The 15,083-nt window shown below is 41.4% G+C and carries 1 protein-coding gene; it reads right to left on the reverse strand.

What is annotated here, in order from left to right; all coding sequences use genetic code 11:
- Window positions 1-368 precede the first annotated feature (368 nt).
- On the reverse strand, window positions 369-15,074 hold the full coding sequence (locus tag AC1DJR_RS02730; RefSeq protein WP_477001975.1) for a non-ribosomal peptide synthetase: 14,706 nt from the start codon (window positions 15,072-15,074) through the stop codon (window positions 369-371).
- Window positions 15,075-15,083 lie beyond the last annotated feature (9 nt).

Here is a 15,083-nt window from a genome sequence, read left to right on the forward strand (position 1 = left end):
ATGTATACGTTATAGAAATTCAATTTCATTTTCTAACTTGCATCTATTCAAGTGCAAATATAATAGAAAAGGTGCATATTAACATATCAATGAAAATATACACCTTTCCTCAGCAATATCATCAAAGCATTCGCTTCTGGTACAAAAACTTCAGATAATTTACAGCATACTATGAACAACTCATATATGTTTCTATGTCCCTATCAAGCAATTTTTCATTAGCCGCTTAAAAAGTAATGCTCTTTATACATAATCTCCTACACTTGATGTGCAGTTATTGGACTGCTCTCTTTATTTACACTACTACTCACAAATAACGACTTTAATAATAACAATGTTCGTTTATAAAGTTGCCTATTTTGTGCTCTCTACTTTTCCGTTAGTGAAAGGGCCGTCTCTTTTATTCCTTCTAATTCATTTAGTAGATACTTAGCTAACTTTTCAACTGCGGGGGAAGCTACTATTTCTTCGTGTGATCCAGGGACCGAATACATATTCACTCTTCCTTTTAATAAAGGCTTCCAATCCGTAAACAATTCTTTACCTTCCTCAGCACTAAAGTAAATGACTTCCCCAAAATATGGTGTTAAATCATGCTCTGCCATTAAATTCAGACATTTCCTGTGGGCATTGATAATTTGCTTCAAATTCGTAAGATTTGCATCAGGCGGGAGCACTCCTTCCACAATTAATTGCTCAACAAGCATGTCCTGTTGATGAACAAGCTCTTCTTCCTGATCCACTAACTCTATATTGATGAAATGCTCCAATATATAAGATAGCATTTCATCTTCTGTCTTGTAATCCCGTTCTGAAGGCACCTTGGTATCCAATAGTACCAACACCTCAACTTCTTCTCCCTGGTTCCGTAGCATAGTTGCGATTTCATAGGCGATGGCACCGCCCAGAGACCATCCTCCCAGACGATACGGCCCCTCTGGCTGAGCCCGCTTCATTTCCTCGATGTAGAGTTGAACTACTTCCGATAAAATCAACCCGTTCATTCCTTCTTTCTCTACGAGAGGATTCTGTAAACCATAAAATGAGCAGTGATCCTTGAGTAACCTTGCTAGCTGAATGTAACAGAGTACATTACCCATAAACGGGTGAACACAGAAGAAAGGTCTTTTCTCTGATTCTTGTAATGGAACCAGAACCGATAATGATTCTTCCATACGATGATTCTCACGGATGAGACAAGCGATTCCTTCCACTGTCGGATTCTTAATTAGTGCGGGCACCTTAATCTCTTTTCCAAATTTCTCTCTGACCTTTGAAATCAATTTGATTACAAGGAGAGAGTGACCTCCTATATTGAAGAAATCATCGTTTACATGGATATCTTCTAACTGTAGCAAATCCTGCCAGATTGTAATCAGCTGATACTCGATTTCATCCCGTGGGATGATTGGTGTAGAAAAGGTACTTTCTCTTTGAATCGTTAAGCTGTTCAGTGCCTTTCGATCAACCTTCCCATTTGTTGTAAGGGGAATCGCATCAACCTCAATAAAGTGTGCAGGAATCATATAATTCGGTACTTGCCTCTTGAGATGCTCACGCCATTCATGCATACTTCCTTTACCCACCACATAGGCAGCCAATCTCTGATCTCCTGGTTGGTCCTCTCTTATCAAGACTACCGCCTCTTTCACCGATGGATGACTTTCTAAATTCGCTTCAATCTCTCCAAGCTCAATCCGGAATCCTCGAATTTTCACTTGATTATCGATTCTTCCCAGATAATCCAAATGGCCATCAGCTAAATAACGGACTAGATCTCCCGTCCGGTATAACCGTTCTCCTTCATTAAATGGATGTGGAATAAAACGTTCTAACGTTAACTCTGGACGATTCAAGTATCCTCTCGCTAGGCCTGCTCCACCGATATAAAGTTCACCCGTTACACCAACTGGAACAGGTAACAACTTCTCATCCAATACATAGGCTTGAACATTTGGCAACGGACGCCCAATGGTTACTCTCTTACTATCTTTTTTGATACGATAGCATGTCGCATCAACCGTACATTCCGTAGGACCATATACATTATAAAAATGGATATGGTCATTCTCTACTAGTTGTTCCCACAGTGATGGCATAATCGCTTCTCCACCGACCAGTACCTTGCTTGGAACATGAACACTATCGTTTGTTTCTAACAACCCCTCATCTATGAGTAATTGGAGTAGTGAAGGTGTTATATCGAACATTTCCAACTTATTCTCCCGAATATAAGATATAAACTGTTGAGGATCACTGCGAACTTCTGTTGAAATAATATACAAACTAGAACCATACAAAAGCATTYGTAATTGTTTAACGGATGAATCAAAGGCGATTGAGGCATTTAGACCAACGCGCATGTTATCATGTGCCCGATGTGAAAAAACCTCTTTCTGTAAACCATAGGATAGATTTAATACCGAATGATGCTGCACCATAACCCCTTTTGGATTCCCGGTCGAACCTGAAGTGTAGATAACATACGCCAAGTTTTCTCCTGTTACTTTACATATTGGTGAAAGAGTGTTTTCTTGCGAAATCATTGCTTGATCTCGGTCCAAACAAACTGTTTCAACTTCTTCAGGCATCCAACCTTGTGATACTTCGTTCGTAACCAATATTTGAATTCCTGTGTCCTCCAGAATATATCGTAGGTGACTTTCTGGATACGATGGATCCAGCGGAACATAGGCTGATCCAGCTTTCAAGATTCCCATGAGACCGACAATCATCTCAACTGAACGTTGGAAACAAAGCCCGACCAATGACTCCGTCCCAATCCCCATTTTCTGAAGATAATGGGCCAATTGGTTTGCTTTCTCATTCAGCTCTCGATACGTCAACCGCTGATTTTCATCCACCACTGCCACCGCATCAGGTGTACGATCCACTTGATCTTCAAAAAGTTTGTGGATCACACTTTCACGTGGATACGCTGCTGCATTATCATTCCATTCTTCCAGTAGTTGTTTCTGTTCTATTTCCGTAACATACACCAGCTCCGACAGAGTTTGATCAACGTTCTCGATCATTTGCTTTAACACCTGGCTTAAATGCCCCAGCATCCGTTCAATAGTGAGACCATTAAACTTGCTACGATCATACTTCAACTTTAACAACAACTGGCTTTCTGGGACAACTGTCAATCCTAATGGATAATGAGTTTGCTCTACTCCTTCCAACCCACCAATTTCTAGATTTCCTGAGGACTCCTCTTTCACTGGGTAGTTTTCAAACACATACAAGCTATGGAACAGCGGGGTTCCTCTAGGAACTTCACTCCATCCTTGAATCTCTGTCAAAGAAGCATATTCATATTGTCTTCTTTCTATCTCTTCCTCTTGTATCTTCTGCAACCAATCCATTATTTTTATATTATCTATCAACTGAATTCGCGTCGGTGATGTGGTAATAAAAGGACCTACAATGTTTTCAACATCAATAATCTCCGTAGGGCGTCCTGAGCTAGTTACACCATAGACAATTTCATCTTCTCCACTATACCGGCTCATGAGATACGCCCACGCACCTTGAATTACTGTATTCAAAGTGAGCCTATTGCGCTTCGCCCAGTTTTGTAACGCTTGGGTTTGCTCTTCTGATAAATAAGTTACCTTCTCTGTGTAACCTTTTTCTTGCTCTTTACTTTCTAAGCCCAGCAGAGTTGGAGCTGTAAAACCTTTAAGTTTCTCTCTCCAGAATTGCTCCGCCTGATCCTGATTCTGCTCTCTTAGCCATTGAATATATTTCTTGTATGGCGATGACTTAGGTAAATGCACGGCTTCTCCATTCATTCTCTTCTGGTACACTGTAAGCAATTCGTTAAAGACCAGTGGTAGGCTCCATCCATCCAACAGAATATGGTGATGTGTCCAAACAATCCGATATTCTTCCTCACCTTCTTGAATGACAGTCACCCGCATCAATGGCGCTTCATCAAAAAGAAAGGCTTGTTTTCGATCCAATGCCAAAAAGGCTTTTCTTTTCTCCTCTTTTTCTTCAGCAGTCAGCGTACGCCAATCTTCTACATTCACCTTAAATGGAACACTCTCATACACCACTTGTAAAGGCTCTTCAACTTCATCCCAAAGGAAAGATGAGCGAAAAATTTCATGCTGCTGAATTACCGATTTCCACGCCTGTTCGAAAGTTACAATATCCAATTCTCCTCTAATCATGAAACTTAATTGCACTATATACGGCGCTACATGTTCATCCCCTTGGTCATGCAATGTATGGAAAATCATACCTTCTTGCAAAGGCGATAGTGGATATAAATCGGTAATCTGATAATTATTTCCACGATTCATCTTGGATAATACTTTTGTCAAACTGGCTTGGTCAAGATTAGCCATCACAAAATCTGAAACGGTCAGTGCAGATTCTCCATCCGCAGATTGAATCAATTTACTTAGTTGATGGAGCATATTCTCTGCAATACTTTGTATCGTTGATTTCGCGAATTGTCCTACATTGTATACCCAAGTGAACTGAAGTTTCCCATCCGTTACAATTCCAATTACATCGATTAAATGCAAGCGCTTGGAACCAGAAGCATGATCTAAGCGCTTAAATCCGTTCTCCGGAATAAGCATTGCATCGTCAGAAAACATTTGGTCAAATTGTCCAAGATAGTTAAAACTAATAGACGGTGTATGTTGAGACCCCCATTTCTCACACATTGTTGTGTTCAGATACCGCAAAATTCCATGGTCAACACCCTTATTAGGAATTTTACGCATTTGTTCTTTAACTAATTTTAATGCTGCAATTGGCGTGTCGGCACCGGTAATATTTAAGTGAACAGGATAAATACTTGTAAACCACCCCACAGTTCTAGATAGGTCAACGTCTTCGATAATCTCTTCCCGACCATGCCCCTCCAAATCCACGGTCAGCGCCGGATGACCTGTCCATGCTGCCGTAGCCTGTACCAATGCTGTCAATAGTACCTCATTGATTTGGACTCGATGAGTGCTTGAAATTTCTTTCAATAACGTACGGGTCTCTTTCTCATCCAGCACCACGGTAATCTCCTCGGTTCCTGTGTTTGCTGGAACTTCGAGGGTGGTATCCACTGGTAGCATAGCCACTTCTTGTTCGGATTGCTGCTCCCAATAATCACGCACTTCTTGCACAATCCCAGCTTCAGCGTAATGATGCAATTTCTCCGACCACGCTTTAAAGGATGTACTCTTTGTAGGTAATTGGATCATCTGATCCTGGCTCGCTTGATTATACGCCGTTTGCAGATCCTCCAGTAAAATCCGCCAAGAAACACCATCCACTGCTAAGTGATGAATCACCCAGAATAATCGGCCGGCTCTTTTCTCACCTTCATCAAAATACACCATTCTCATTAGCGGTCCTGCGTGTAAGTGCAAGCTTGCTTGTGCAGTGTCAATCTCCGTTTGAATCACTTGATGCCATTCTGCTTGCGGCACTTCTTCTAATGAAATAACGGTCAGCGTCGATTGTTCTTCGATTCCTTCGTTCCGCTGTTTCCAAGCTCCATTCGGTAACCGTTCATATCTTAAACGCAAGGCATCATGATGGATTAGAAGGGTACGCACAGCTTTCTCCAGTAATACTATATCCAGTCGCTCTTTTGTTCTAAAAAACATGGATTGATTCCAATGGTGTGGGTTTGGATGATCTTGTGCAAAAAACCATTGCTGGATTGGTGTAAGGATCAGTTCTCCAGTTACAACTCCCTGCTCTGCTTGTACACCCCGTTCTTCATTGACTACTTGCGCCAACTCAGCAATCGTTTGGTGTTCAAACATTTGCTTTGGCGTCAATTGCAAACCTGCTTGCTTCGCACGAGAGACAATCTGAATGCTGAGAATCGAGTCTCCACCAATTTCAAAGAAGTTATCATGGATTCCCACCTTTTTAATCCCTAATACTTGCTTCCAAATGGTGGCCAGTGTTTCTTCGTTACCATTCCGCGTGGCAACACATTCACTTTCGATTTTCCTCTCCTCTGGTACAGGTAAGGCCTTACGATCAACTTTTCCGTTAGCAGTTAGTGGAATGGCTTTCATCATCACAAATCCTGAAGGAACCATATGGCTTGGTAGTTCCGCCTTGAGATAATCTCTCCACTCGCCTACATTCCCATCACCCACGACATATGCCACCAACCGTTTATCACCCGGCTGATCTTCTCGAACAATTACAACAGCCTCTTTTATGGAGACATGTGCGTTTAAAGCAGATTCAATTTCTCCGAGCTCAATTCGGAAACCACGGATTTTCACCTGGTGATCAATCCGCCCAAGATAATCCAGATTTCCATCAGGTAAGTATCTCGCTAAGTCTCCTGTCCGATATAATCGCGCTCCTGGGTCACTACTGAATGGATGAGGAATGAAACGCTCTGCAGTCAATTCGGGTCTGTTTAAATATCCACGTGCAAGTCCTGCTCCACCAATATATAGTTCGCCAGCTACGCCAATAGGCACAGGTTGTTGACAAGCGTCTAGTACATACACTTCTAAATCTGGAATCTGTTTTCCTATATTACTTCTTGAAGCATACTGCACATCATCTTTAGTAATTGGATAATACGTAACATGAACGGTAGTTTCTGTAATTCCATACATATTAATTAACTGTGGTTTCTGCCCTCCATACCTTTGAAACCATGGTACCAAGCTGGTAGGATCGAGTGCTTCCCCACCAAATATGACATAGCGCAGATGCAAGTCTTTCTTCTCATCTTCTTGTTCACACACTTGTATCAATTGTCGAAATGCGGATGGTGTCTGATTAAGAACCGTAACCTTTTCCTTTACTAACAGTTGATAGAAATCCTTGGGCGATCGACTAATCCAGTAAGGAACAACAATCAATCTTCCGCCATGGAGTAATGCCCCCCAAATCTCCCATACCGAGAAGTCAAACGCATAAGAATGGAAAAGCGTCCAAGTATCTTTTTCATCAAACTGATACCAACATTCCGTCGATTTAAATAAACGAATCACATTGTGATGCTCTACCATAACTCCCTTCGGATTCCCTGTTGATCCCGAAGTATAGATTACATACGCCAAGTTTTCTCCTGTCACTTCACATATTGGCGAAAGGGTGCTTTCTCGCGAAATCATCGCTTTATCCCGATCCAAACAAACTGTTTTGATTTCTTCAGTTATCCAACCTTCTAATGCTTCGTTCGTGACCAATACTTGAATCCCTGTGTCCTCCAGAATATATCGTAGGCGACTTTCTGGATACGATGGATCCAATGGAACATAGGCTGCCCCAGCTTTCAAGATCCCCATGAGACCGACAATCATCTCAACTGAACGCTGGAAGCAGAGACCAACCAATGACTCGCTCCCAATCCCACATTTCTGGAGATAATGTGCCAATTGGTTTGCTTTTTCATTCAGCTCTCGATAGGTTAACTGCTGTTTTTCATCTACCACTGCCACCGCGTCAGGTGTACGATTTACTTGCTCTTCATACAGCTGATGAATCCCAAATTCCTGTGGATATGCTACAGCATTATTATTCCACTCTTCTAACTGCTTTTGCTGTAATCCTGACAGTATCGGCAACTTAGCTAATGATTTATCAGGATGTTCCACGATTAAATTCAACCAGTTTCCAAAATTTTCGGCTATGGATTCAATAGTTAAACTGTCAAATAAATCAGTCCTATAAACAAAAGTAAGCAATAAGCCCTCTTCCACTTCTGCGGCAGTTAAACTTAAATCAAATTTGGCGATTGAAGCGTGGCTGTCCATTACTTCTATACTTCGTCCATGTAGTTGTGGTAGCTCTTGTCCCGTATTTTGCAAAGTAAACATGGTTTGGAAAATCGGAGAATAACTTGTACTTCGTTCAGGTTGGATAACCTCCACAATTTTCTCAAACGGAACATCTTGGTACTCATATGCCTTCAATGCTTTTATCCGCACTTGAGACAACAACTCTTGAAATGCCGGTGCGCCACTTAAATCAGCTCGATAAACCAACGTGTTGACAAAGAAACCAATCAACCCTTCAATTTCTCGATAATTTCGATTCGCAATTGGGCTTCCAACAAGAATATCTGATTGTCCTGTATAACGGGCAAGGAAACTTTGATACGATGCCAATAAGGTCATGAAAAGCGTGGCCCCTTCTTGACGACTAAGTTCGTTTAATTTATCCAGTAATGAGCGTGACAACAACACATTATGAGTTAATCCATGGTGGGTTTGCACCGAAGGACGGGGACGATCCATCGGCAACATTAAGACTGGTAACTCACCAGACAGTTCTTCCTTCCAATATGCAAGCTGTTGGTTTAGTACTTCATCTATCAACCATTCTCTTTGCCACTGAGCAAAATCGGCATATTGAACTGGTAGTGGTGCAAGGTCTGCTGGTTTTTCACCAATCGCCTCCTCATAAAATGCCATCCATTCTTGGAGCAAGATTTCCATCGACCATCCATCCGAGATAATATGATGCATATTACACAGAAGAACCCATTCTTCTTCTGAAATTTTCACGATTTGTCCACGGAACAATGGCCCTTGCTCTAAGTCAAATGGGGATTCGACTTCAGTTTGAATCCATTGCTCCACTTCTCTTTCTCTCTCTTCTGGAGAAATCTTAGTTAAGTCAATTTGTGGAAGGGAACGGAAAGTATACGGTTGAATCTTCTGCACAGGATGACCGTCCACTTCATGAAATACTGTCCGCAATGATTCATGACGCTCTATCAACTGATTCCATCCCAACTCCAATGCTTCTAGTAACCAATTTCCTGTAAGACGGCATACCATCGGCATATTATAAAGTGCACTATTAGGTGTAAATTGATCGATAAACCATAAGCGCTGTTGAGCATAAGAAAGTGGAATGGCATTTCCTCGTTCCATCGGCATCAATGGTGGAATTTCTCGTTTTTTGCCTCCCTTACGTAACTGATCTAATCGCTTCGCCAGTGCCTCGACCGTTGAATATTCGAACAGTTCACGTACCGGTAATTTGATTTGAAAGACTTCTTGCAAGCGTGAGACCACTTGTGTAGCAAGTAGAGAATGACCACCAAGTTCAAAGAAAGAATCCTGAACACCTATATTTTCTATTCCTAGCACTTGACTCCACACTGAAGCGATAAGTTCTTCTAGCGGAGTTCGTGCGTGAACGGTATTTTCCGTAGATAATTTGCTAGGTATTGRCAATGCCTTTAAATCAAGTTTTCCATTCGGTGTAAGTGGTAAAAATTCCATCTCAATAAAGTTTGTTGGGACCATATAATTTGGTAAATGTGTTTGTAGATGCTCTCGCCATTCTTGGACACTTCCTTCACCAACTACATAAGCTACTAATCTCTTGTCGCCTGGATCATCCTCTCGTACCAATACAACCGCTTCTTTCACAGAAGAATGTGCCTGCAAGACTGCTTCTATTTCTCCCAATTCAATCCGGAAACCACGAATTTTCACTTGGTCATCTATACGACCATGGAACTGGAGAGCACCATCAGAAAGATAACTTGCTTTGTCTCCGGTGTAATAGAGACGTTCTCCTGACTTGAATGGATGCGAAATAAATTTTTCCTTTGTAAGGTCCGGACGATTAGCATATCCACGAGCAAGACTCTTCCCTCCAATATAGAGATCTCCAATCACACCACTTGGTACTAGCTGAAGATGAGAATCTAACACATAAACTTCTGTATTCGCAATCGGTCGACCAATCGATGGCGTACCTGTTGTCACTCCTACAGGTACATAACAATCCGTGGTAACAACGGTATTTTCCGATGGACCATACTGATTGATTACCGCAAAAGGAATATCGTTAGATGGATACTGCGTTAATTGATCCCCGCCGGTAATGATAAAACGAAGATCCGTTTTACCTGGCCAAGATAATTTCAGGAGTCTTTCCAGAATAGGCGTAGGTGCAAAACTAGCTGTTATTCGCGAATCAATGAGCCAGTCTCTTAGTGCTTCTGGATTAATTCTCAGTTCCTCTGTTGACAAGTAGAGTGCTGCACCAGCAGTTAGATACGGCCAAATCTCCTGAACAGCCGAATCAAAAGCAATCCCTGCAATCTGAGTCGCACGATCCTCTGCTGTAATACGATAAACTTCTTGATGCCAAGAAACCATATTCATTAATGAGCGATATTCAATCATGACACCCTTTGGCTTTCCTGTAGAACCAGAGGTATAGACAATGTAAGCTAAGTTCTCTGGATTTATCTGCCGTGTAGGTGCGATTACGCTTTCCACTGTTAACTCTTCTAACCTCACCATTTCGACCTGTTCGAAAAGGCCTTCTTGTCCTTCCGCCGTCACTACAAATTGAATTCCTGCATCTTCAATCATGTATTCTAACCTTGATTTTGGATACAACGGATCTAAAACGACATAAGCTCCACCAGCTTTTAATATGCCTAGTAAACTTACCATGAGCTCAGCCGACCTCGGAAGATAAACTCCCACGACTGACTCTGGAGCAACTCCTTTTCGCTGTAAAACATTTGCCAACTGATTTGCTTGTGCATCCAGTTCACCGTAAGTCCAATCTTTTGTTTGATCAACTACCGCAATCGCTTCAGGACGCTTTGCTACTTGTTCCTCAAATCTGTCGCAAATAAGACCCTGTGGGGGCATTTCCATTACAGTGTCATTCTTGAATAAATCCTTATTGTATTCAAAAGTAAAACGTACTCCCTCTTCCGTCTCAGCTACCATTACACTTAAATCAAACTTTGCGATTGGACTATGGCTTTCTATCATTTCAATACTTCTACCAGATAACACCGGGAACTCTTGTTTCATATTTTGCAAGATGAACATAGTCTGGAAGATTGGCGAATGACTTGTACTCCGCTCTGGTTGTACAACTTCTACAATTTTTTCAAAAGGGATATCTTGATATTCATACGCCTTCAATGCCTTTTGACGAACCTGAGACAGAACATCCTGAAATGTCGGTCTACCACTCAGATTAGCCCGATAAACCAACGTGTTGACAAAGAAACCAATAAGTCCTTCAATTTCTCTATAATTTCGATTAGCAATTGGACTTCCGACCAGAATATCTTCTTGTCCCGTATAACGTGATAGAAAACTTTGATATGCAGCCAACAGCGTCATGAAGAGTGTAGCCCCTTCTTGGCGACTAAATTCGTTCAATTTGTCATGTAGCGCGCTTGGCAGAACCAGAGTGTATGTCGACCCGTCATGAGTTTGTATTGYGGGACGCGGGCGATCCATAGGAAGTTGGAGTACAGGAAGCTCCCCAGACAATTCTTCCTTCCAATATTGGAGTTGTTGATCAAGCACTTCCGCCTTCAACCATCCTTTTTGCCACTGAGCGAAGTCGGCATACTGAACCGGTAATGGTTCAAGTTCTGCTACCTTTCCATCCGTAGTTTTCTCATAGAATGCCATCCATTCTTCAAGTAGGACTCCCATTGACCATCCATCTGAGATGATATGATGTAGAGTACAAAGGAGAATCCATTCTTCCTCTCTCACTTGCAAAATACTTGTCCTGATCAGTGGACCCTCGCCTAAATCAAATGGCACTTCTGTTTCTTGTTGAATCAAACGTTTAACTTCTTCTTCTCGGTCTTCTGGAGAAAGCATAGTTAAATCCGTTTTCGGAATTAATCGAAAAGCATACGGTTCAATTTGCTGTACGGGTTGACCGTTCACTTCATGAAAGACCGTCCGCAATGATTCATGACGCTCTATTAGCTGATTCCATCCCGTTTCCAATGCCTCAGGTAGCCAACTCCCTGTAAGGCGGCATACTATTGGCATATTGTAAAGTGCACTATTAGGTGTAAATTGATCGATAAACCATAAGCGCTGTTGGGCATAAGATAGTGGAATAGTTTCCCCTCGTTCCATCGGCATTAGTGGCGGAATATCTCGTTTTCTATCTCCTTTACGTAACTGATCTAATCGCTTTGCCAGTGACTCCACCGTTGCATACTCAAATAGTTCGCGTACCGGTAATTCGATTTGAAAGATTTCTTGTAAGCGTGACACTACTTGAGTAGCTAGTAGCGAGTGACCACCGATTTCAAAAAAAGAATCCTGAACACTAATATTTCTTATACCTAATACTTGACTCCATACAGAAACGATGAGCTCCTCCACTGGTGTTCTTGATGAAGTAATATCTTCACTTATGAACTGTGCCTCCAATTCCAGTAAAGCTTTCCGATCCACCTTACCATTTGGAGTGAGTGGCATCGATTCAACTTGGAAAAAGTATGCCGGAACCATATAATTTGGCAATTGCTTCTTCAGATATTCACGCCACTCTCCAGTATCCCCTTCACCCACTACATAAGCTACTAACTGCTTATCTCCTGGTCGATCTTCCTTCACCAACACGACAGCCTCTTTTACAGATGAGTGATCATGTAAAGCTGCTTCGATTTCTCCCAGTTCAATTCGGAATCCTCTGATTTTGACTTGGTTATCTATTCTTCCAATATACTCCAAGTTACGATCATTCATATATCTCACCAGGTCACCCGTTCGATATAATCGTTCCCCTTCCTTAAAGGGATGCGGAATAAAACGTTCAGTAGTTAACTCTGGTCGATTGAAGTAGCCACGTGCCAAGCCTACTCCTCCAAGGTAAAGTTCCCCCGCCACACCAATCGGTACCACCTGTTGATATTGATCCAACACATACAACTCTGTATTATCAATTGGACGACCAATTGGAATAAGCATAGGTTCTTTTTCTAAATCACAATCATAATAAGTCACATCCACAGTCGCTTCGGTAGGGCCATACAAGTTAATTAACTTTGTTTGCTGAACATCGTAAAATACCCCCTTAAACCGGCGAACCTGTTCAGTATTTAATGCTTCTCCACTAGTAAAAACCTGATTTAAAGACGATACATCCCTTTTCGAATTATATTGTTCCATATAATCCAAGAAAGTAGATAACATCGACGGAACAAAGTGCATGGTGGTCACACGATATCGTTCGATATACTCCTCAATCACCGCAGGATCTTTCTCTCCTCCTGGTTGAAGCAAACAAACACGCGCTCCTACAAATGACCACCAAAATAATTCCCAGACAGAAACATCAAATGAAAACGGTGTCTTTTGTAGGATTGTATCCTCCTCAGATAATGGATACTTTTTCTGCATCCACTGTAGGCGGTTGATAACCGAATGATGTTCAATCATTACTCCCTTCGGATTTCCCGTCGAACCCGAAGTGTATATGATATAGGCTAAGTTATTTGCTGTTACTCCACTCACCGGAGCCAAATTACTCTCTTTAGAAATCATTACTTGATCCCGGTCTAAACAAATTGCTTGAATATCTTTAGGTAACCAGTCCTGTAGTGCCTCTTTTGTTAACAGCACTTGAATTTGTGAATTCTCTAAAATGTATCTCAGGCGATTTTCGGGATAACTTGGGTCCAGTGGGACATAAGCCCCACCTGCTTTCAAAATCCCAAAGAGACCAATAATCATTTCAGGAGAACGTTCAACACATATACCGACCAATGATTCAGGTCCTATACCTCGTTTTTGTAGATAATGTGCCAATTGATTCGATTTTTCATTGAGTTCTTGATACGTTAGCTTTCCACCCTCATAAACTACCGCCACTGCATCAGGTGTACGTGCAACTTGCTGCTCAAATAGCTCATGAATCATACACTCATGACCATAAACTACGTCAGTATCATTCCATTCTTCTAGGAGTTGTTTCTGCTCTGTGTCCGATAACATTGACAGCTTTGTATATGATTCATCTGGATGATACGCGATTTCATTTAACCAGTTCTCAAAATGGCCTGCCATACGTGCAACGGTACTACTATCAAATAAATCCGTGTTGTATTCAAATGAGACAAATAGGCCTTCTTCCACTTCGTAGGCAGTTAAACTCAGATCAAATTTTACAATAGACATATTACTTTCTACCATTTCGATACTTCTACCAGACAAATCTAGTCGTTCTTGTTTTATATTCTGTAGTGTAAACATGGTCTGAAAGATAGGAGAATGGCTCATACTTCGTTCAGGTTGTACAGCTTCTACCACTTTTTCAAATGGTATATCTTGATATTCGTAAGCTTTTAACGCCTTTTTCTTTGTTTGGTTCAAAATCTCCCGAAAAGTAGGGGTGCCACTCAAATCTGATCGGTAAACCAACGTATTAACAAAGAAACCGATTAATCCTTCTACTCCCTTATGATTCCGATTTGCAATCGGACTTCCGACTAGAATATCTTTTTGCCCCGTATAACGAGCAAGAAAGCTCTGGTATGCAGCCATTAAAGTCATAAATAAGGTAGATCCTTCTTGTCGACTTATATCCTTTAATTGATTGAGTAATCTATAAGGAAAAATCACGTGATGCGTATCCCCAGCGTAAGTTTGCGTAACCGGTCGAGGTCGGTCCACTGGCAGTTGTAATATAGGAAGCTCCCCAGACAATTCTTCCTCCCAATACGTAAGTTGACGATATAACACATCACCTTGCAACCACTCCTTTTGYCACTTCGCAAAGTCTGCATATTGAATGGATAGTGAACTTAATTTAGCAGGATTCCCGCCCGTTTCTTCTTCATAGAAAGTAAGTAATTCATTCATGAGTATACCGATGGACCAAGCATCAGAAATAATATGATGCATCGTGCATAGTAATAACCATTCATCCTTTCCTAATTGAACAAGCTGATTACGAATTAAAGGGCCATTCATTAAATCAAATGGTTCTTGCGCTTCTCTCGCAATTAAACTATCTACCTCTTTTTCTTTTACTTCTAGAGGAAGTTGCGAGTAATCCCTTACAGGTAATGCTCTAGGAAGGAATTCGACAATTTGTTGTACAGGTTGTTCTCCTACTTCTTTAAAAACGGTTCGTAATGATTCATGACGTTCAATGAGTCGATTGAATCCCTTTTCTAATGCTTCAGGAATCCAATTTCCTTTTAGATGCCATACCGTTGGAATATTATATAAAGAACTGTTTGGGTTAAATCTGTCCATAAACCACAAACGTTGTTGTGCATAAGACAACGGAAGTGCTTCTTTATTCTCCTTTTTTTGCATTTGCTTCTG

It is taken from the genome of Bacillus sp. 05T31, assembly GCF_056396725.1.